Raw genomic sequence first — 20,726 nt, 5'->3', positions numbered from 1 at the left:
ACCCCTTGACCCCTATTGGTCTGGACCAATAACTTCCTGCTGCGCGTCCACGCTCCATCCCGCCTCGCACAGGAACGAGCCCATGCGTCCCAGAGTCCTGACCAAGCTCACCCTCGGCACGGCCGCGGCCGCCGCCCTCGGCCTCCTCGCCGGCCTGGCACCCGCCGCCGGCGCCCACCCGGACCCCGGCCCCCGGCCGCCCGCCGCCCCCGCCCTCAAGCGGGTCGGCTACTTCACCCAATGGGGCATCTACGGGCGGAACTTCCAGGTCAAGGACCTGGACACGAGCGGCTCCGCGGCCAGGCTGAGCCACATCAACTACGCCTTCGGCATCGTCGACAAGGCCGGCAAGTGCGTCATCGGCCCCGTCCCCGGCTCCGACCCCTGGGCCGACTACGTCCGCCCGGTCGACGCGGCCACCTCGGTGGACGGCACGGCCGACACCGCCGAGCAGCCGCTGGCCGGCAACTTCAACCAGCTGCGCGAGCTGAAGGCGAAGCACCCGAACCTCAAGGTCATGATCTCGCTGGGCGGTTGGAGCGGATCGGCGTACTTCTCCGACGCCGTGCGCACCCCCGCGTCCCGCAAGGCCCTGGTCTCCTCCTGCATCGACCTGTACATCAAGGGCGACCTCCCCCGGGACGGCGCCCGCGGCGGCGCCGGAGCCGCCGCCGGCCTCTTCGACGGCATCGACCTCGACTGGGAGTGGCCCGGCTCCGAGGGCAACCCGGGCAACGTGATCCGCCCCGAGGACAAGGTCAACTTCACCGCGCTGGTCCGGGAGTTCCGCACCCAGCTGGACGCCTACGGGCGTTCGCTGCCGCAGCGGAGGCACTACGAGCTCAGCGCGTACGTGCCCACCGCCCCCGCCAAGATCGACGCGGGCTTCGAGGTCGCGAAGATCATGCGGGACTTCGACTTCGTGAACCTCCAGGGCTACGACTTCCACGTCTCCGGCGAGAAGACCACCGCCCAGCAGTCCGCGCTCTTCGCCAGGAACGACTGGAGCGTCGAAGGGACCGTGAAGTCCTGGCTGCGGCGCGGCGCCCCGGCCCACAAGCTGGTGGTCGGCATGCCGTTCTACGGCCAGGGCTGGACCGGCGTGACCGGCGGCGGCGACGGCCTCGGCCGGCCGGCCACGGGACCCGCCCCGGCGACCTGGGCACCCGGCTCCGAGGACTACAAGAACCTCAAGAAGCTCGCGGAGTCCGGGACGTACACGCTCCACCGCGGCCACCGCGGCGGCCACGCCTGGCTCTTCGACGGCACCACCCTGTGGACCTACGACGACCCCGCCGTGCTGCGCACCAAGGCGAACTGGGTCCGCGTCCACGGGCTCGCCGGCGCGATGGTCTGGTCGCTGGACGGCGACACCGCCGACGGCGAGCTGATGCGCGCCATCGACCGCGGCCTCACCCGCCGCTGAACCACCCCCGCTCCCCCGGGACCGCCCGCCGGCGGCTCCCGCGGGGCCGCGGACCGGACCGCCGGCGACGGCGCGACCGGGGCACGGGACGGCGGCTGGTCACGGGCCGCCGTCCCCGCCCCGGCGCCGCCTCCCGGCCCCGGCGCCGGTCCGCACACGACGGGGCCGGGTCTCTCGCGCGAGACCCGGCCCCGTTCACGTAACGCCCGGAACGGCTCAGGCGGAGCCGTGCTCGCCCGGGACCGCCGGGGGCGTGTCCGTCAGGTCCAGGGCCTTGCGCACGCCGGCGCTGCCGCCCTCCGGCAGCAGCTCCCAGGCGCGGTCGTACTCCTTCCAGAACGTGCCCGCGTTCTTCGCCTCCGCCAGCTTCGCCCACTGCTTCGAGGCCGCGTCCAGGGTCGCGAGGTAGGCGCCCATCGGGGCCCGGGCCTCCTTCTCCCACACCCGGTCCTTCAGGCCGGAGCGGGCCGAGTCGACGGCCGCGCGCACGTCGGCGGCCCAGGCGCGGTTGGCCTCCAGGTCGTCCTCCGGGTCGTCCTCCGGCTCCTGGTAGACGGCGTCCTCGACGGGGTTCACCTGGGTGAGGAAGGCGAGCTGGTCGGGCGTGAGCGTGGTGCGGTCGGAGCGCAGCGAGCCCTTCGTGCGCCGCTCCCCGCCGAGGCCGCAGGCGATCCGGCGCTCGCCCCCGCGCCAGGACGCGCGGTCCGGGAAGTAGTAGAGGCTCATGACGTCGGCGTCCAGCGACCAGGTGTCCATGGCGTACGCGGCGGCCATGGCGTCGCACCGCTCCTCGCCGATCCGCTCCAGCTCCTTCTCGCCGGGCCAGCGGTCGAAGGCCGTCACCTCGAACCGGCCGGTGATCTCGCCGTCGTGGGACGCGGCGCAGTCGACGACCCGCACGCCGCGGGTGTACCGGTCGCCCGAGGAGTCGTCGACGAAGCACTCGCCGGTGCGCAGCTCGACGGGCGACCTGGCGGAGGCGGCCTCCCGCATGCCCTCGCCGAACTCCCGGACGGCGACCTGGAGCTGACCGCTGATCAGACCGACGAGGACGAGCAGGGTGCTGATCGAGGAGAGCACGGTGCCGGCGATCGCGAGCCCCTTGCCGCCCTGTCCGCGCTTCTTGATCTGCCGGAGCGAGAAGATCCCGAGGACGAGGCCGAGCGGCGGCAGGCAGCAGACGATGCCGCTGACGAGCGAGCCGATGGCGAGACCGTTGGTGGTGATGGCCGGCGGCGGCGGCACGTACGGCCCGTAGGGCCCCGGCACGCCCGCGTAGGGCATGCCGGGCGAGGTGTACGGGCCCGGCGCCGCGTACGCACCGGGTGCCGCGTGCGGGCCGGGCGTCGGGTACGCGCCCGGCGCGGCGGACGTCCCCGGCTCGGGCGGCTGGGGCGGCTGGGTCGGCTCCACGGGTACGGTGCTCCTGTAGGGGCGGGGACGAACAGACGATCGGGCGCGCATCGTACGCGGTCCGGGGGCGGGGGCGGCCATGCGGGGCACGGAGCGGACCGGCGACGCGGCGACCGCCGCGAAGGCGACGGGCTGGACGCCGTCGGTCCCCGGCGGGACCGTCCGGGCGGTGAACCGGCTCACCGCCCGCTGGGCCGCCGCGCTCCCCGCCGGGGCACGCGGCACCGTCCTCTCCGCCGCCGCCGTCTGGCCCCTGCTGGGCCTCCTCGCGGAGGGCGCGGCGGGCCCGGCGCGGGCCGAGCTGGAGGACGCGGTGGGGATGCCCGCGGACCGGGCCGCGGAGGCGGCGCGCGGGCTGGTGACGGCACTGGACCGGATCCGCGGCTCGGCGGCCGCGATCGGCCTGTGGGCGCGGCCGGGCCTGCCGCTGCGCGAGCGGTGGGTGGCCGGACTGCCGGCCGCCTCGTTCGGCCGGTTCAGCGGCGACGACACGGCGGACAGGGCGGCGCTGGACGCCTGGGCGGCGGAGCGGACCGGCGGGCTGATCCCGAGGATGCCGGTGGAGGTCGACGCGGACGTCCTGCTGGTGCTCGCGGCGGCCCAGACGCTGCGGACCCGGTGGTTGCAGCCCTTCTGGGACTTCGAGTGGACGCCGGAGAGCGGCCCCTGGGCGGGCCGGAGTCTGGTGGGGCTGCGCCGCTGGACCAGCCTGCTGGACCGGGTCGGCGTCGCGGAGACCCCCGCCGGTCCGCTGACGGTCCTCAGGGTGCTGGGCGACACCGGGGTCGACGTCCACCTCCTGCTCGGCGCGGAGGGGGCCGCGCCCGGCGCGGTGCTCGCCGCGGGGGTCGGGGTGGTCGGCGGGGCACACCCCGTCGTGACCGGCGATGTGCTGCCGCTCGGCGAACCGGGGCCGGGGCTCCGGGTGGAGCACGTACGCAGCAGCACGCGCGAGCACGAACTGGGCCTCGGGATACCGGCGTTCGACCTCACCGCCGAGCACGACCTGCTGGCGTCGGCGGCCGTGTTCGGGCTGGGCGCGGCGACCGACCGCGACCACGGCCACTTCCCCGGCGTCAGCGACAGCCCCCTGGCGATCGCCCAGGCGAAGCAGGCGGGCATGGCCCGCTTCACGCGTGACGGCTTCGAGGCGGCGGCGGTGACCGTGATCGGCGCCGCCGCCGGCGCCGGGGTCGAGCCGCGCCTGCGGTACCGGGTCCGCCGGGTGCGGCTGGACGTGGACCGGCCCTTCGGCTTCCTCGCCGTGCACCGCACCTCGCGGCTGGTGCTGTCGGCGGGCTGGGTCACCGACCCGGTGGGGTACACCGAAGCCCCGTACGCCTACGACGAGGACGAGGACGAGGACGAGGACGACTGGAGCTGAGGACGCGGAAGGGGCGGCCACCGGTGGTGGCCGCCCCCGTGTCACTCGGGTCGGAGCGGGTCAGAACTGGAGCGCCCAGGAGTCGATCTTCCCGGTGTCGTAGTTCGCGTTGTCCGTCACCCGGAGCTTCCAGGTGCCGTTGGCGACCTCGGCGGAGGCGTTCACCGTGTACGTGGTGTTGATGTTGTCCGCGCTGCCGCCGGTGCCGAACGCCTTCAGGGTGTAGGCGGTGCCGTCGGGGGCGATCAGCTGGACCTGGAGGTCGCCGATGTAGGTGTGGACGATGTTCACCGGGACCTGGAGGGCCGAGGGGGCGTTGCCGGCGACGCCGCTGACGGTGACCGGGGACTCGACGGTCGCGTTGTCGGCGATGGCGTGGTCGGCGGTGTTCTCGAACTTCGGGCCGGGCGGCGGGGTGGTGCCGCCCCCGCCGACGAAGAGGAGCTTGTTCGGGGAGCCGGTGCCGGGGCTGGTGACCACGTTCGGCGTGGCGGCGGTGGTGAGGGCCGTGGAGACCTGCGCCGGCGTGGCCGTCGGGTTGTCGGCGAGGTAGACGGCGGCGGCGCCGGCCACGTGCGGGGTGGCCATCGAGGTGCCGGAGATGGTGTTGGTGGCGGTGTCGCTGGTGTTCCAGGACGACTTGATGGAGGAGCCCGGGGCGAAGATGTCCAGGACGCTGCCGTAGTTGGAGAAGCTGGAGCGGGCGTCGCTGCTGGTCGTGGAGCCGACCGTGATGGCCTCGGTGACCCGCGCCGGCGAGTAGTTGGAGGCGTTGGAGCTGTCGTTGCCGGCCGCGACCGCGTAGGTGATGCCGGCCGCGATGGAGTTGCGGACGGCCTGGTCGAGGACGGTGTCGACGCCGCCGCCGAGGCTCATGTTGGCGACGGCCGGCTTGACCGCGTTCCGGGTCACCCAGTCGATGCCGGCGACGACCTGGTCGGTGGTGCCGGAGCCGTTGTTGTCGAGGACGCGGACGCCGACGATCTTCGCCTTCTTGGCGACGCCGTAGGAGGAGCCCGCGACCGTACCGGCGACGTGGGTGCCGTGGCCGTGCCCGTCCTGGGCGGTGTTGTCGTTGTCGATGGCGTCGTAGCCGTTGGCGGCCCGGCCGCCGAAGTCGCTGTGGCTGATGCGGACGCCGGTGTCGATGATGTACGCGGTCACGCCCTGGCCGGCGGTGTCCGGGTACGTGTAGCTCTGGTTCAGCGGCAGCGCCTTCTGGTCGATCCGGTCCAGGCCCCAGGACGGCGGGGAGGGCTGGGTGGCGTCGACGGTGAAGACGCGGTTCTGGACCACGGACTTCACGGCGGGGTCGGCGGCGAGCTTCTTCGCCTGCGCCTCGGAGACCTCGATCGCGTAGCCGTTCACCGCCGAGGTGTACGTGCGCTTGATCGTGGCGCCGAACTTGCCGGGGATGGCACGGCCCTTGGCGGTCTCGGCCTGGGCGGACTCGTCGAGGGTGACGATGTAGCTGCCGGGGATGGTGCCTTCGGCGCCGGCGTTCTCGATGACGCCCTCCGCGGCCGTGGGGGCGGCCGTGGCGGGGAGGGCGGAGAGCGTGCCGAGGGCGAGCGCCGTGACGGCTATGGCCGCGGCGGTGGAGATACGGCGACGCGATGCGCGCAGCACTGCCATGTGAGGTGTCCTCCTCGTGGGGGGTGCTCCCGTGGGGAGGGAGCCGAGTGACCTTCACTCACGACAGGGACATGACAAGAACACATGAGGGTCCCGCGGGGCCCGCGCCTTCCGGCCGCCCTGCCGTCGACCGAAAGATTGACCGATCCATAGGAATCCCACAAGGGCACCAGCAGGGCCGCAATTCCTGTGCCACGGGCCGGACATGACCCACGAGTAGCTTCGTGCGGGCCGCGCGACCCCGCTCACCTGCGGGGTTCCGCACCGGCCGGTCCGCCCCCGACTCCCGCCAGGCGTACGGGAATTCACACCGCCGTCACGCGCGGAAGGGCCCGTCTCCGATCCCCCTGGAGACGGGCCCGCGGCGCGGGAGGCGTACCGGGACGACTCAGAAGTCGTCGGCGCCGTTGCGGAGTTCGGGCGTCCAGTACCCCGTCTTGGCGACGGCCTCGTCGACGGCGACGCCGCCCGCCGGGGCGGTCACCACGACGCTGCCCTCGGCCGGACCGTCGGCCGCGAAGAGGTTCACGTTGAACTCCTTCACCACCTTGTTGTCCTCGTGGACACCGCCGAGCGAGATCCGCACGTTGGCGTACGCGGGCGCGCCCGGGTCGAGGACCACCGGGGCGGCCGGCCGGCTCTTGGCGACCGGCGGCACGTCCTTCGCCGTCTGGATGTCGCCGAAGGCGATGAGCGGGTGGCCGAGGAGGGTGCAGGCGCGGCCGGAGGTGTTGGTCGCGGTCAGGACGATGTGCTCGGTGGGCACCTCGTCGGCCTTCGCCGCGGTGATCTTCACGTCGCCGTGGGCGCAGGCGGGTGCCTCGGCGCCGGAGCCGGCGCCCTTCGTCGTCTCCGAGCCGTCGCCGCCCGAGGTGCCGCCCGAGGTGCCGCCCGAGCCGGTCGTGGTCTTCGCGGCGGCCGGGGCGGCGGAGGCGCCGTCCTGGCCGGCCGCCGTGGCCGAGGCCGAGGCCGAGGCGGCCGGGGCGGCGGCCGTGGTCTCCGGGGCGGCGGCGGACTGCGAGCTCCGCGCGCTGCCGGCGTCCTTCGCGCCCGCGTCGTCTCCCCCGCAGGCGGTCAGCGAGAGCGAGGCCGCGGCGACGGCGGCGACGAGAAGGGCGGTCCTGATGGTGCGGTGTGACGTACGCATGTCGGTGGTTCCCCCGTGAAGCGTGGAGCGCGTGGTGGTGCGGTCGGTTGTTGCCGAGTACAGCCTCCGGCACCGCACTGCCGTCCCGCTTGCGTATCGCTAACGCCCCGCCGCGAGCCGCGCCAGCCGCTCCGCCGCCCGCGCCGTACCCTCCGGGAAACCCGCCGCCTCGGAGTCGGCGGCGGCCCGTTCCAGCTGGTGGGCGGCCTCCTCCAGGCGTCCGATGCCGGCCAGCGCCTCGCCCCGCACGATCCGCAGCTGGGCCTGGACGACGACGGCGTCGGGGGCGACGAGTTCCCCGGCGCGAAGGACGTGCGCCAGCGCCTCCTCGTACTCCCCCGCCCCCAGACAGTGCCCGGCCAGGTGCTGGAGGGTCAGCACCTGCGTGGACGGGTGCCCGATCCGGTCGGCGAGCGCGACCGCCTCCCGCATCAGCACGCGCGCCCGGGCACACTCCCCGGTGGCGTCGAGGACGGCCGCGTGGTTGACCACCGCGATGGCCTCGCTGATCGGGTCCCCGGCCTCCGCGGCGAGCCCCGGCGCCTGCTCCAGGTGGACGAGCGCCTCCTCGTTCCGCCCCTCCTGGTGCAGGATCCAGCCGAGCAGCGCCCGGGTCCTGGACTGGGCGTCGGGGTCGCCGACCGCCTCGGCGGAGGCGAGCCCCGCCTCCAGGAGCGGGGTCCAGCCGTCCTGGAGCCGCATCAGCATCAGCGGCCAGGCCACCAGGGCCAGCCGCCAGGCCCGGTCGTGCAGCCCGAGGGCGGCGGAGGCGGCCACGGCGCCCTCCAGGGCGGGGCGTTCGGCCGCGTACCAGTCGAGCGCGGCCGTCCGCCCCTCGAACTCCGGGACGGCGGCGGGCCTGCGGACGTCGGCGGGCAGGGCGTAGCAGGGCTGCGAGCCGGGTTCGGCGGCGGCGTCGGCGGCGAGCCCGGTGTACAGGTAGTGGTCGAGCAGCCGGCGCAGCCCCTCCGGGTCGGCCTGCGCGGCGAGGTCGCGGGCGTAGAGGCGTACGAGGTCGTGCGGGGTCCAGCGGCCGGGCACCGCCTCGGTCAGCAGGTGCGCGGCGGCGAGCCGTTCCAGGTCGGCCGTGGCCCGCGCCGGGGTGGTGCCGGTGAGCGCGGCGGCGGCGAAGTGGTCCAGGTCCGAGCCGGTGTGCAGGCCGAGGGCGCGGAAGGCGCGGGCGGCGGAGTCGGGCAGCTGCTGCACGGTGAGGCGGAGGGCGGCGGAGACGCCGACGTCCTCGACGTCGAGGAGGGCCAGCCTGCCCTGCTCGTCGGCGAGTTCGCCGACCATGGCGCCGAGGAGGCGGCCCGGCCGCTCGGCGAGCCGGGCGGCCGTCACCCGCAGCGCCAGCGGCAGCCCGTCGCAGAGCCCCGCGAGCCGGGCCGCCGCGTCCGGCTCCGCGGAGACCCGCGCCTCGCCGAGCACCGTCGCGAGGAGCGCGGTGGCGGCGTCCGGCGGCAGCTGGCCGAGCGGCACCGGGCGGGCCGCGTCGGAGGCGATCAGCCCGCCGAGCCGGTCCCGGCTGGTCACCACGGTCACACAGTCGTCGCCGCCCGGCAGCAGCGGCCTGACCTGCTCCGAGGAGCGGGCGTTGTCGAGGACGACGAGCATCCGGCGGCCGGCGGTCAGGGTGCGGAAGAGCGCCCCGCGGCCCACCGCGGTCTCCGGCACCCGCTGCTGCGGCACGCCGAGGGCGAGCAGGAACTCCCGCAGCACGACGCCGGTCTCGGGCGCCGGGGTGTCGCTGAAGCCGCGCAGGTCGGCGAAGAGCCGCCCGTCGGGGAAGGCGGCCCGCCGCCGGTGCGCCCAGTGCAGCGCGAAGGCGGTCTTGCCGACCCCGGCGGGCCCGGTGACCAGGCAGACCGGCCCCTCGCCGCCGCCGGCCGCCCGGTCGAGCAGCCCGGTCTCGGCCTCCCGCCCGGTGAAGCCGCGCGGCGCCCGGGGCAGCAGCTCGGGGACGACGGACGGCTCCGGCGCCGGCGGCTCGGGGGCGTCGGGCACCGGGGCGAGGACCGCCCCCTGGTCGCGCAGCAGCCCGGCGTACGTCTCGCTCAGCGCCCGGCCCGGGTCGACGCCCAGCTCCTCGGCGAGCAGCCGGCGGGTGCGGTGGTACCAGTCGAGCGCGTCCGAGCGGCGTCCGGCCCGGGCCAGCGCCGTCATGAGCGCGGCGGCCAGCGACTCGCGCAGCGGGTGCGCGACCGCCTCGGTCCGCAGCACGGCGGCGGCCCGGCCGTGCTCGCCCAGCTTCCCGTACGCCTGCGCCAGCGCCTCCACCGAGGAGAGCCGCAGCTCCTCCAGGGCGGTGGCGGCGGCCTCCAGCGGGCCGCTCGGCACGGTGCCGGTGAGCGCGGGCCCCTGCCAGTACGACAGCGCCTCGCGCAGCATCCGCACGCTGTCGGCGGCATGCCGCTGCGCGCCCGCGAGCCCCACCAGCTCCTCGAAGCGGTGGGCGTCGACCAGCGATTCTGGCATCCGCAGCAGATACGCGGAGCCCTGCGTGGTGAGCTCGACCCCGTACGCCTCGGCACCGTGCGCGGCGAGCAGCGCCCGCAGCCGCGAGACGTGCCCCTGGAGCACCGTCTTGGCGTGCGTCGGAGGCTCGTCCTCCCACAGCGCGTCCATCAGCGCCGTCACGTGCACGGCCGTGTTGGGGCGCAGCAGCAGCGCGGCCAGCAGACTGGTGCGCTTCGCCGGTCCCGGGGCGACGTCGCCGCCCTCCGTGACGACCGCGACGGACCCGAGCAGCCGGAACTCCACCCGTACCTCCGCGTTCCCTGTCCCCCGCAACCCCGGCCCAGAGAATACGCGTCGGGCCCGCCCCGACCTGCATCGATCCCGCCCGGCGCCCGGAATCGGGCCGAAACCGGTGGGGCACCGCACGGCGCGGCAGGCGGAACGGGCGCCGCGCAGGTGCCGGCGCCGGGCCCGGGCCGCCTCGTGGGCGAGGTGGTCGCTCAGGAAGCGCCGGCCCTCGGTCCCCCTCCCCGACCTGGGCGGACCCCGCTTCTCCCGACCGGTTCCGACGGCGGCCGCTGGGATACGGTGCGACCTTTGACAGCCGACGAAGGAGCTCCTCATGTCCCTTTGGCGCAAGCCCTCTTACCTGGTGGGCGCCCTGGCGCTCACCACCGCCCTCAGTACGTCGCTGATCGCCACGACGGCGCCCGGCGCCGCCGCCGAGGGGACGTCCGCGGTCGCCGAGGACCGGGTCCTGCGGATCTACAACAACAACATCGAGAACCTGGTGCGGAACAACGCCGACGGTACGTGCACCCGCATCTCCGGCCCGGACCACCTGACGTCCGAACTCGTCGACGACAACGGCCAGACGGGCACCGCCGGCGTCAAGGCGCCCGACCTGCTGATCATCCAGCAGGTCCGCGGCCGCGGCCAGGCCGACGCGTACGCCGACCAGCTGTCGGCCAAGTTCGGGCTGCCCGCGGGGACCTACAAGGTGGTGCTCGCCGCCGAGGACCCGGAGGAGTGGGGTCTCAGCCACGGCTGCAGCGACCAGTCGCTGGGCGACCTGAAGAAGAAGCAGACCAACGGCATCATCTACAACACCCAGCGGCTCACCCTCACCGACACGTCGCTGTACTGGAGCGCCGGCTGGCTCAAGCCCGTCCCCGGCGTGGACCCCGCCACCCTCTACGACAACGGCGCCGGCTGCACCCTCTACAAGCCGCCGAACGCCGACGACGGCGCCGCCTACACGTACAAGTGGCGGCGCACGAGCGCCATCGCCGCCCGGTTCACCATCAAGAACACGTCGACGGACGTGTTCGCCGCCACCATGCACCTCCCGGAGCAGAACAAGGACTTCCCCTGCGCCGGCGACGGGATCAAGGGCATCGGCGACACCGGCATCCGCATCGGCACCGACGCCGCCAACCTGATGGCCGGCACCTCCATCCGCGCCGTCGGCATCGACGCCAACCGCACCGCCATACCGGCCGACACCCTGAGCGGCTACGGCATGACCGGCTACGGCACGAAGCCGACCAGCGGCACCCGCAAGATCGACTACCTCTTCCTCCAGGGCACCGTCCAGCCCTCCCCGATCGGCCACACGGTCGACGGAACGAAGTCCAACCACAAGGCCCTCTACGGCTTCGTCCAGTTCTGACCGCCACCGAAACCCGGGCGCACAGGGCAAAGGCCGTCCGCCCCGCTCGACAGCGGGGTCGGACGGCCTTCCGCCAGACGTGTCAGACGTTGAAGCGGAATGTCCGAGCCTTGGCTCTGACCTGCGACGGAGCCGCACGCAGCGCCCTGACCAGGCATTTCCCTGTTGACATGCGTTGGGTCCCGACGGTCGCTTACGGGTGTCCTGCGGACTCTTCGCGGACCGCTCCCAGCCGCGCCTGCTCCTCCTCGACGATCTGGCGGGCCATCTCCGTGTCCGAAACGTCGACCGCGTCCGGCGTCGACTCGGCGACCGCGCTGCGACGTGCGTATGCGTCGAACAGGCGGGTCTTGTTCTTCAGCATCTCCACCATCCGCTCGTCCACCCCGCGGGTGGCGAGCAGCCGGTGCACCCGTACCGAGCGCACCTGCCCCATGCGGTGGGCCCGCGCCACGGCCTGGTGCTCGATGGTCGGTTTGATCTGAGGCTCACAGATGATCACGACGGACGCGGCCTGCATGTTGAGCCCCACTCCCGCCGCCTGGATCTGCGCCACGAGCACCGCGTGACCCGGGACGGCGGCGAACTCGTCCACCAGCTGCTGGCGGCGCGCGGGCGGCACGCTTCCCGAGATCGGACCGAACACCTGACCGCCGCCGTTGCTCCGCGCGCCGTCCAGTGTGTCCTTCACCGTTCCAAGGACGTCCCTGAAGTTGGAGAACACCACCACCTTCAACCCGTTCTCGGCGGCGTCCTCGACGATCTCGCGCAGCCGGTTCAGCTTGGCCGACTTCTCGGGGCGCGCATACGCCGCTCTACGCATTGCCATGAAGTTGCCGGCGCGCACGGCCTCGCGGTAGGCGTCTTCGTCCGACGCGCTCAGCTCCTCCCATTCGTCCGTGTGCTGGAGCGCGGGCAGTTCGGTCAGAACGTCCTGCTGGTTTCGACGCAGATAGACCGGGGCGACGGCTTTCCGGAATGCCTTGGAACCGGCCACACCGTCTCGGTCACCGACACCCTCCGCAAGGTGCGGCTGGAGAATCTGCACAAGACTGCGAAACTCGGCGACCCGGTTCTCCATGGGCGTGCCGGTCATGAAGAGAACGCGTTCACAGTGCCCGGACCACTCGGTCACGGCCTGGGAGCGACGCGTCTTCGGATTCTTCACGTAGTGCGCCTCGTCCACGATCAGCATTCCCACCTCGCCACCTTCGGGGGCCGGGAAGCCACGCAAGGCGTCGAAGGTAGTCACCCCTACGCCGCCCCGCCCCTTCCAGTCGGCGAACGCTTCCTGCCTGTCGGGGCCGTGAAGAGGCATCACGCGCAGCCTGCTGCGGGCCTCGACCTCCCGTGCCCAGTTGATCAGGACGCTGGCCGGGCAGACAACCATGAAATGGCTCTTCCCTTCGGCTGCGAGATGAGCCAGAGCGGCGATGGCCTGGATGGTCTTACCGAGCCCCATCTCGTCGCCGAGAATCACCTTGCGTTGCGCCAGGGCGAAGCGAGCCCCAAAGGCTTGATAGCCGCGCAGCGACACCCGCCTGTGAGTGTCATCGAGCATCTGGTCGCGGACCCGCTCGGCGACTTCGTCGGGCAGGAACCCCTCGGCAGCGGCAGTATCGGGCCTGCGCCTGGAGATCTCCGCGAGCAGGCTGTAGTACTCGGCGGAGCGCAGCTCGAAGTCGACCCAGGCCGCGACCTCGTTCGGGGTGCCGCGCAGCAGATCGACCGACGCCTGTGCCAGCAGCTCCGCCACACCGCCCTGCGTTGCTCCCTCGGTCAGCCTCCGGACCTCTGCAACGGCCTCCAGCACCCGACTCCGTTTTGCCTGCCCCACCAGCAGCATCCGCAGCCGCCCGGCGGCCGGCCTGGCCTCGGCCAGCAGCGGACCGAGCCGCTCCGAGAGAGCCACAGCCGTGTCGACAGCTCGCCGCGCATCGGGGCCCGCTTCCACCAGCACATGCAGGGCCACGATGAGAGCGGTGGTTCGCGGCTCCGGCCGATCCACGTCGATGTGGACGGTGATGGTCTCCCGAACGGCGTCGGCTATCTGGCGTGCCGCCGCGACCGCCTGATCAGCGGTCCGCTGCCCCACGCCGGGAATCTGCCGCAAACGGTAGGACCCGGCGTCAAGAACCTGCCGGACCGACCGCAGCCCGCTCCTCTCGACCTCCCCGAGCCTCAGCCGACCCTCGGTGATCTCCTTCAGCCGGGCCACTGGGATGGCATCGAGCGCCTGTTCCGCCGCCGCATCGCAGATCGGTTTCAGCGCCGCCCGAACTGCCTCGACTGCCCGTTCGTGGTCACCGACCACCGCCTGCGCCGCCTCGTACAGCCGCGCTCCGGTGGCGACCGCCTCCCGCTCACTGCGCCCCATCCCGCCCCGGCCCCTCTCGCTGTGTCCCCGCATACTGCCACCGCTGCCCCCGGGTGCCGGGCGGCACCAACGTTGTGTACACATGGCACACTCGGTACCATTGAGCTCATGACGCAGCCGCTACCCATAGAGTCCATCCGCGACGTACGCGCTCACCTGGCCGAAGTCGTCGAACGGGCCGACCGCGACGACGTACCCACTGTCATCACCCGCCGCGGCAAGCAGGTAGCCGCCGTGGTCTCGATCGAGGTGCTGCGCAAGTACCAGGAGTGGGAAGAGCGCGAGATCAACCGCATCATCGACGAGCGCATGGCAAACCCGGCCGCCGGCGTCCCGATCGAGGACGTGATGAGGGAGACGCTGGCACGCAGTGAGTGACTACCGCACGGTGTTCCGGCCCGAGGCCCAGGCGGAGCTGCGCAAGATCCCGCGTGACATGGCGCTTCGCATCCTGGCCAAACTGACAGAGCTGGAGAGCGACCCCTTCGGCTTCAACACCACCGCACTCGTATCCCAGCCCGAGCGTCGCCGCCTACGGGTCGGCGACTACCGTGTCGTCTACACGATCGACAACGGGGAGCTGGTGGTGTGGGTCGTACACGCCGGACACCGTTCCACGGTCTACGACACGTAGCCGCTCCAGTTCTGCGGACTGCTGCGGACAGCACAACGGCCTGACCTGCTTTCCCGCAGGTCAGGCCGTTTGCCCACGTCCAATCAGACGTTGAAGCGGAACTCCACCACGTCGCCGTCCTGCATGACGTACTCCTTGCCCTCCATGCGGGCCTTGCCGGCGGCGCGGGCCTCGGCTACGGAGCCGGTCTCGACCAGGTCGGCGAAGGAGATGACCTCGGCCTTGATGAAGCCCTTCTGGAAGTCGGTGTGGATGACACCGGCCGCCTCGGGGGCCGTGGCGCCCTTCTTGATCGTCCAGGCGCGGGACTCCTTCGGGCCTGCCGTGAGGTAGGTCTGGAGGCCGAGGGTGTCGAAGCCGACGCGGGCGAGGATGGCCAGGCCGGGCTCCTCGGCGCCGACGGACTCCAGGAGCTCCATGGCGTCCGCCTCGTCGAGCTCGGCGAGGTCCGCCTCCAGCTTGGCGTTGAGGAAGATCGCCTCGGCCGGGGCGACGAGGGCGCGCTGCTCGTCCTTGAAGGCGTCGTCGGTGAGCTCGTCCTCGTCGACGTTGAAGACGTAGAGGAAGGGCTTGGTGGTGAGGAGGTGGAGGTCGTGGAGGAGCTCCGCCTTCTCCGAGCCCTGGACGATGCCCTGCGAGAAGAGGGTGTCGCCGCGCTCCAGGATCTCCTTCGCCGCCTCGACGGCCGCGACCTTGGGGGCCACGTCCTTCTTGATGCGGGCCTCCTTCGCCAGGCGCGGGAGGACCTTCTCGATGGTCTGGAGGTCGGCGAGGATCAGCTCGGTGTTGATCGTCTCGATGTCGTCCTTCGGCGAGACCTTGCCGTCGACGTGCACGACGTTCTCGTCCTTGAAGGCACGGATGACCTGGCAGATCGCGTCGGACTCGCGGATGTTCGCCAGGAACTTGTTGCCCAGGCCCTCACCCTCGCTCGCGCCGCGCACGATGCCGGCGATGTCGACGAAGTCGACCGTGGCCGGGAGCACGCGCTGCGAGCCGAAGATCTCGGCGAGCTTCTGCAGGCGGGCGTCGGGGACGCCGACGACGCCGACGTTCGGCTCGATCGTGGCGAACGGGTAGTTGGCCGCCAGCACGTCGTTCTTGGTCAGGGCGTTGAACAGGGTCGACTTGCCGACATTCGGCAGGCCGACGATTCCGATCGTGAGCGACACGGTGGCGACTTCCCTAGATACGGATGATGGGTCGATCCCCCAGTTTACGGGGGGTCCGGCCCGGCCCTCACCGGCCGCCGGCGACGGACTCCGGCCGACTTCGGCCGAACTGCGGCCCGAGGTCACCCGAAGGGCGTGTCCCGGGCCCGTCCGGCCGCCGGGTCGACCTACGTTGGTGAGGTGGAGCAGCACAGGACAAGTCAGCCGCAAGGCCGCCGACGGCCCCAGACCCCTCTCACGCCGCCCGGCGCACTGGTGGAGGTGGAGGGGGGCACGGCCGGCGCGGCCACCGTCTACCGGGTCGGCGGCCCGGCCGCCGCGCGGGTGCCGGCGCCGGTCGTGCAGGCGCTGCGGCGGCTGCCCGCGCCGCGGCTCACCGGGCTCGGCGCGGGGCTCTTCGCCTCGGCCGCGATGCTGGTGGTCGGCTTCCTGGACTGGCTGGTCCTGGACGGGGCGCCGCTGGCGTTCGGGCTGCTGTTCCTGCCGGTCAGCGCGCTGACCGCGCTCTGGGTGCGGACCGCCGACCTGGTCACCGCGCCGATCGCGGTGCCGATCGCCTTCGCCGTCGGCGTCGTGCCGATCGCGGGCGGCACCGGCGGCTTCGGCGGCCAGGCGATGGCCGTGGTCACCGCGCTCGCCGTGCACGCCGGATGGCTGTACGGGGGCACGCTGATCGCCGGCGTCATCGCGAGCGTGCGGAAGGCGCGGGACATGGGCCGGCGGCGGCGCCGGCCGGCGGGGACCCCGTCCCGGCCGCCGTCCGGGGCTCCCCGGGGCCGGACGGGCGGCGGGCCCGCCGCCCGCCGCGACCAGGCTCCCGCGCGCGGCCGGCGGCCGGCCCCGTAGCCGTAGCCCTTCCTAGCCTTCGTGGCGGGAGGCGGCCATCGCCGCGCCGACGATGCCCGCGTCGTTGCGCAGCTCCGCGGGGACGATCTCGGCGCGGATGCCGTCCAGGTACGGCAGGAACTTGTCCGCCTTGCGGCTGACTCCCCCGCCGAGGATGAACAGCTCCGGGGAGAAGAGCATCTCGACGTGGGCCAGGTACTTGCGGAGCCGTTTGGTGGCCCAGTGCTCCCAGCTGAGCTCCTCGTCCTCGCGCGCCTTCGAGGAGGCGCGCTTCTCGGCGTCGTACCCCTTGAGCTCCAGGTGGCCGAGCTCCGTGTTGGGGACGAGCCGGCCGTCGGTGAAGACGGCGGAGCCGATGCCGGTGCCGAGGGTCAGCAGGATGACCGTGCCGGTGCGGCCGCGCCCGGCGCCGAAGGTCATCTCGGCGACGCCGGCCGCGTCGGCGTCGTTGAGGACGGTGACCGGGAGCCCGCCGACGGCCTCGCCGATCAGGGCGCCGGCGTCGGTGCCGATCCAGGACGCGTCGACGTTGGCGGCGGTACGGACCGTGCTGCCGGTGACGACGCCCGGGAAGGTGACACCGACCGGGCCGTCCCAGCCGAAGTGCGCCACGACCTCCGCGACGCGGCCCGCGACGTCCTGGGGCGTCGCGGGCTGCGGGGTGAGGACCTTGTGCCGCTCGACGGCGAGGGCGCCGCGCCCCAGGTCCACGGGGGCGCCCTTGATGCCCGAGCCGCCGATGTCCACTCCGAAGACGTTCATGGACTCAACTTACGGGCATCCGCCGACGGCTACTCCCTGACGAGCCCGACGGCGACTCCTTGCGAGCCCGACGGCGACTCCCTGCGAGCTCGGCGGCTACTCCTTGACGAGCTCGGCGGCCTCGGCGCGCAGGTCGCGGCGGAGCTCCTTCGGGAGCGAGAAGGTGAGGTGCTCGTCGGCGGTCTTGACGATCTCCACGTCGGCGTAGCCGCGCTGCGCCAGCCACTCCAGGACCTCCTGGACCAGCACGTCGGGGACGGAGGCGCCGGAGGAGAGGCCGACCGAGGTCACGCCCTCCAGCCACGCCTCGTCGATCTCGCTGGCGAAGTCCACCAGGTACGCGGCGGGGACGCCGGCCTGCTTGGCGACCTCGACCATGCGGATCGAGTTCGAGGAGTTCTTGGAGCCGACGACGATGACGAGCTCGGCCTGGCCGGCCAGCTCCTTGATCGCGGTCTGGCGGTTCTGCGTGGCGTAGCAGATGTCGTCCGACGGCGGGGAGATCAGCTGCGGGAACTTGTCCTTGAGGGCGTCGACCGTCTCCATGGTCTCGTCGACCGAGAGGGTGGTCTGGGAGAGCCAGACGACCCGGGAGGGGTCGCGGACCTCGACCTTGGCGACGTCCTCGGGGCCGTCGACGAGCTGGATGTGGTCGGGGGCCTCGCCGGAGGTGCCGATGACCTCCTCGTGGCCCTCGTGGCCGATGAGGAGGATGTCGAAGTCCTCCTTGGCGTAGCGGATGGCCTCCTTGTGGACCTTGGTGACCAGCGGGCAGGTCGCGTCGATCGTCGCGAGCCGGCCCTGGCGGGCCTCCTCGTGGACGGTCGGGGCGACGCCGTGCGCGGAGAACATCACGATGTTGCCCGGCGGGACCTCGGTGGCCTGGTCGACGAAGATCGCGCCCTTCCGCTCCAGGGTCTGGACGACGTACTTGTTGTGGACGATCTCGTGGCGCACGTAGACGGGGGCCCCGTACTGCTCCAGGGCCTTCTCCACGGCGATCACGGCACGGTCCACGCCCGCGCAGTAGCCGCGGGGAGCGGCGAGCAGGACACGCTTCGGGCGGTTGGTCGCGGGCGTTGCAGTCATGCGTCCCATCGTAAGGCCGCGTCGGTGACGGCTTGGAGCGCGGCCGTGTCCGAAACTGACGCCATGGCTGAGAACGCGCAGGTGGACGGGGCGACGGCGGGGCCGGACCACACGGGGCTCCGCCGGACGCTCGGTTTCCGCGACCTGGTCGTGTACGGGCTGCTGTTCATCGCCCCGATGGCGCCGGTCGGCGTCTTCGGCACGCTGGACGCCAAGTCGCACGGCGCGGTCGCACTGGTGTACGTCGTGGCGACGGTGGCCATGGCGTTCACGGCCTTCAGCTACGCGCAGATGGTCCGGGTCGCCCCGCAGGCCGGCTCGGTCTTCGCGTACGCGCGCAAGGGGCTGGGCGAGGGGTTCGGCTTCGTCGCCGGCTGGATGGCGATGCTCGACTACCTGCTGATCCCGGCGGTCGCCTACCTCTTCGCGGGGATCGCGATGGAGGCGCTGGTGCCGGAGGTGCACCGGTGGGTGTGGACGGGGATCGCGGTGGTGGTGACCACCCTGCTCAACCTGTGGGGGGTGCGGGCGGCGGCCCGGGTCGGCTTCGCGGTGCTCGCGATGGAGATCGTGGTGCTGCTGGTCTTCGTGGTGTCGGCGGTGGTGGTGCTGGCGCGGGACGGGGCGCAGCGCGACTGGTGGTCGCCGCTCGCCGGCGACGGGACCTTCTCGCTCGCGGCGGTGATCGGCGCGGTGTCGGTGGCGGTCCTGTCGTACCTGGGCTTCGACGCGATCGCGGCCTTCGCGGAGGAGGTGACCGGGGGGTCGGCGAAGGTGGCGCGGGCGCTGCTCTTCTGCCTGCTCCTGGCGGGTGCGCTCTTCGTCGCGCAGACGTGGCTGGTGGCGCTGCTCGAACCGGTCTCCTCGGCGGAGCTGGCGGCCGACCCGGCGAAGCAGGGCTCGGCCTTCTACGACGCGGTGGACGCCTCGGTCGGCGGGTGGCTGCACGATCTGGTCGCGGTGTCGAAGGCGATCGGCGCGGCCTTCGCGGCGCTGGCCGGGCAGGCGGCGGGCGGGCGGCTGCTCTTCGCGATGGGCCGGGAGGGGCGGCTGCCGCACGCGCTGGCCCGGACCGACTCGGGCGTGCCGCGGGTGGCGCTGCTGGTGTCGGCGGCGGTGACGATGGTCGCGGCGGTGTGGGCGGCCCGGCGCGACGACGGCCTGGACCACCTGGTGTCGGTGGTGGACGTGGGCGCGCTGACGGCCTTCGTGCTGCTGCACGCGAGCGTGGTGGGCTGGTTCGCGGTCCGGCGGGCGGAGGGGGAGCCGCACTGGCTGAAGCACGTCGTCCTGCCGGTGGTCGGCGCGGCGATCCTGGTCGCGGTGATCGTGGAGGCGTCGGCGGCGGCGCAGCTGGTGGGCGTGATCTGGCTGGGCGTGGGGCTGGTGGTGCTGGCGATGCAGGGGGCGGGGCGGCGGCCGGCCGGGGGCTGAGCCGTCCGGGAGGATCGGGGCGGGGCGCGCCGATGACGTTGTCGGAGGGCGCGGTTACGCTCGGTGCATGGGTCTGACTACGTCCGCCGAAGCGCCGCTGCCCGTGGGTGAGGTCTCCCGGATGATCGGGGGATGGATCGACCGGCTGGGGGCGATCTGGGTCGAGGGGCAGATCACGCAGCTCTCGCGCCGCCCCGGTGCCGGGGTGGTCTTCCTGACGCTGCGGGATCCCTCGCACGACATCTCCATCGGGGTGACCTGCTACCGGCAGGTCTTCGACGCGGTGGCCGACGTCGTCTCGGAGGGCGCCCGGGTCGTCGTGCACGCCAAGCCGGAGTGGTACGCGCCGCGCGGGCAGCTGTCGCTGCGGGCGGTGGAGATAAGGCCGGTGGGGATCGGCGAGCTGCTGGCGCGGCTCGAACAGCTGAAGCGCGGGCTGGCGGCCGAGGGGCTGTTCGCGCTGGACCGGAAGAAGCCGCTGCCGTTCCTGCCCGGGCTGATCGGCCTGGTGTGCGGCCGGGCGTCGGCGGCCGAGCGGGACGTGCTGGAGAACGCGCGGCGCAGATGGCCCGCGGTCCGCTTCGAGGTGCGGAACGTGCCGGTGCAGGGCGTGAAGGCGGTGCCGCAGGTGATCGCGGCGGTCCGGGAGCTGGACGCGCACGAGGACGTGGACGTGATCGTGGTCGCCCGGGGCGGCGGCAGCGTCGAGGACCTGCTGCCCTTCTCGGACGAGCAGCTGATCCGCGCGGTGGCCGCGTGCCGGACGCCGGTGGTGTCCGCGATCGGGCACGAGCCGGACTCGCCGCTGCTCGACCTGGTGGCGGACCTGCGGGCCTCCACGCCGACCGACGCGGCCAAGAAGGTCGTCCCGGACGTGGGCGAGGAGCTGGAGCGGGTGCGCGGTCTGCGCGACCGGGCGCTGCGGACGGTCCGGGGGCTGCTGGAGCGCGAGGAGCGGGGGCTCGCGCACGCGCTGGCCCGGCCGGTGATGGAGCATCCGCAGCGGATGGTGGAGGTCCGGGAGGACGAGCTGGACGCCCTGCTGGCGCGCAGCCGGCGGGTCCTCGGGCATCTGCTGGACCGGGCGGACTCGGAGCTGGCGCACACCCGCGCGCGCGTCCGGGCGCTCTCCCCGGCGGCGACGCTGGAGCGCGGCTACGCGGTGCTCCAGCGGGCGGACGGGGCGGTGGTCCGGGCGGCGGAGGAGGTCGCGGAGGGCGAGGAGCTGCGGGCCCGGGTGGCGGACGGCGAGTTCACGGTGCGGCGCGTCTAGCCGGC

The 20,726-nt window shown here is 73.2% G+C and carries 16 protein-coding genes; 8 read left to right on the top strand and 8 right to left on the bottom strand.

What is annotated here, in order from left to right; genetic code table 11:
- The first annotated feature begins 82 nt into the window (after nucleotides 1-82).
- Nucleotides 83-1,426, top strand: a complete 1,344-nt coding sequence (locus tag IF73_RS0123615; protein WP_031011376.1) for a glycoside hydrolase family 18 protein — start codon at nucleotides 83-85, stop codon at nucleotides 1,424-1,426.
- A gap of 216 nt (nucleotides 1,427-1,642) precedes the next feature.
- Here the strand turns inward: IF73_RS0123615 and IF73_RS37975 are convergent, their stop codons facing one another.
- Nucleotides 1,643-2,839, bottom strand: coding sequence for a DUF4190 domain-containing protein (locus IF73_RS37975; protein WP_158822116.1), 1,197 nt, complete (start codon nucleotides 2,837-2,839; stop codon nucleotides 1,643-1,645).
- 79 nt (nucleotides 2,840-2,918) lie between these two features.
- On the opposite strand from IF73_RS37975, the gene IF73_RS0123605 reads away from it, so the two are divergent.
- Nucleotides 2,919-4,223: a serpin family protein gene (locus IF73_RS0123605; protein ID WP_078868207.1), complete on the top strand. Its 1,305-nt coding sequence runs from the start codon at nucleotides 2,919-2,921 to the stop codon at nucleotides 4,221-4,223.
- Nucleotides 4,224-4,283: 60 nt separating this feature from the next.
- On the opposite strand, the gene IF73_RS0123600 is transcribed toward IF73_RS0123605, so the two are convergent.
- The 3 genes from IF73_RS0123600 to IF73_RS0123590 form a co-directional block, all read right to left on the bottom strand.
- A complete protein-coding gene (locus IF73_RS0123600; protein WP_031011372.1) occupies nucleotides 4,284-5,858 on the bottom strand; it encodes a S8 family peptidase in 1,575 nt (524 codons plus the stop codon).
- Nucleotides 5,859-6,246: 388 nt separating this feature from the next.
- Nucleotides 6,247-7,005, bottom strand: a complete 759-nt coding sequence (locus tag IF73_RS0123595) for a DUF4232 domain-containing protein (protein WP_031011371.1) — start codon at nucleotides 7,003-7,005, stop codon at nucleotides 6,247-6,249.
- A gap of 99 nt (nucleotides 7,006-7,104) precedes the next feature.
- On the bottom strand, nucleotides 7,105-9,765 hold the full coding sequence (locus IF73_RS0123590; RefSeq protein ID WP_031011370.1) for an AfsR/SARP family transcriptional regulator: 2,661 nt from the start codon (nucleotides 9,763-9,765) through the stop codon (nucleotides 7,105-7,107).
- 319 nt (nucleotides 9,766-10,084) lie between these two features.
- Between IF73_RS0123590 and IF73_RS0123585 the strand changes: the two genes are divergently transcribed.
- Nucleotides 10,085-11,134, top strand: a complete 1,050-nt coding sequence (locus IF73_RS0123585; protein WP_031011368.1) for a hypothetical protein — start codon at nucleotides 10,085-10,087, stop codon at nucleotides 11,132-11,134.
- Nucleotides 11,135-11,327: 193 nt separating this feature from the next.
- Here IF73_RS0123585 and IF73_RS0123580 read toward each other — a convergent pair whose 3' ends face one another.
- Nucleotides 11,328-13,511 (bottom strand): DEAD/DEAH box helicase, encoded by a 2,184-nt coding sequence (locus tag IF73_RS0123580; RefSeq protein ID WP_037880215.1) that lies wholly within the window; start codon nucleotides 13,509-13,511, stop codon nucleotides 11,328-11,330.
- Nucleotides 13,512-13,619: 108 nt separating this feature from the next.
- On the opposite strand from IF73_RS0123580, the gene IF73_RS0123575 reads away from it, so the two are divergent.
- Both IF73_RS0123575 and IF73_RS0123570 read left to right on the top strand, forming a co-directional pair.
- Nucleotides 13,620-13,889, top strand: coding sequence for a type II toxin-antitoxin system Phd/YefM family antitoxin (locus tag IF73_RS0123575; RefSeq protein WP_030207779.1), 270 nt, complete (start codon nucleotides 13,620-13,622; stop codon nucleotides 13,887-13,889).
- Nucleotides 13,882-14,145 carry a type II toxin-antitoxin system RelE family toxin gene (locus tag IF73_RS0123570; RefSeq protein ID WP_031011364.1) on the top strand — a complete coding sequence of 88 codons (264 nt, stop codon included), beginning with the start codon at nucleotides 13,882-13,884 and terminating at the stop codon, nucleotides 14,143-14,145. The genes IF73_RS0123575 and IF73_RS0123570 overlap by 8 nt, the downstream gene beginning before the upstream one ends.
- A gap of 83 nt (nucleotides 14,146-14,228) precedes the next feature.
- Here IF73_RS0123570 and ychF read toward each other — a convergent pair whose 3' ends face one another.
- Complete coding sequence (gene ychF / locus IF73_RS0123565) at nucleotides 14,229-15,317, bottom strand: redox-regulated ATPase YchF (RefSeq protein WP_031011361.1); 1,089 nt, start codon at nucleotides 15,315-15,317, stop codon at nucleotides 14,229-14,231.
- 180 nt (nucleotides 15,318-15,497) lie between these two features.
- Here ychF and IF73_RS0123560 point away from each other — a divergent pair, with 180 nt between their 5' ends.
- Nucleotides 15,498-16,163: a DUF6542 domain-containing protein gene (locus tag IF73_RS0123560; RefSeq protein ID WP_420706579.1), complete on the top strand. Its 666-nt coding sequence runs from the start codon at nucleotides 15,498-15,500 to the stop codon at nucleotides 16,161-16,163.
- A gap of 12 nt (nucleotides 16,164-16,175) precedes the next feature.
- Here the strand turns inward: IF73_RS0123560 and ppgK are convergent, their stop codons facing one another.
- Nucleotides 16,176-16,925 carry a polyphosphate--glucose phosphotransferase gene (gene ppgK, locus IF73_RS0123555; protein ID WP_031011356.1) on the bottom strand — a complete coding sequence of 250 codons (750 nt, stop codon included), beginning with the start codon at nucleotides 16,923-16,925 and terminating at the stop codon, nucleotides 16,176-16,178.
- A gap of 96 nt (nucleotides 16,926-17,021) precedes the next feature.
- Nucleotides 17,022-18,023 carry a 4-hydroxy-3-methylbut-2-enyl diphosphate reductase gene (locus tag IF73_RS0123550; protein WP_107049319.1) on the bottom strand — a complete coding sequence of 334 codons (1,002 nt, stop codon included), beginning with the start codon at nucleotides 18,021-18,023 and terminating at the stop codon, nucleotides 17,022-17,024.
- A 54-nt stretch (nucleotides 18,024-18,077) separates the two neighbouring features.
- On the opposite strand from IF73_RS0123550, the gene IF73_RS0123545 reads away from it, so the two are divergent.
- Together IF73_RS0123545 and xseA are read left to right on the top strand one after the other, a co-directional pair.
- Nucleotides 18,078-19,448, top strand: coding sequence for an APC family permease (locus IF73_RS0123545; RefSeq protein ID WP_031011352.1), 1,371 nt, complete (start codon nucleotides 18,078-18,080; stop codon nucleotides 19,446-19,448).
- Nucleotides 19,449-19,515: 67 nt separating this feature from the next.
- On the top strand, nucleotides 19,516-20,721 hold the full coding sequence (gene xseA, locus IF73_RS0123540) for an exodeoxyribonuclease VII large subunit (RefSeq protein ID WP_031011350.1): 1,206 nt from the start codon (nucleotides 19,516-19,518) through the stop codon (nucleotides 20,719-20,721).
- The last annotated feature ends 5 nt before the right edge of the window (nucleotides 20,722-20,726 follow it).

The organism is Streptomyces sp. NRRL F-5727, assembly GCF_000719555.1.
Taxonomy (GTDB): domain Bacteria; phylum Actinomycetota; class Actinomycetes; order Streptomycetales; family Streptomycetaceae; genus Streptomyces.
This window is presented reverse-complemented; position numbering and strand designations above follow the sequence as displayed.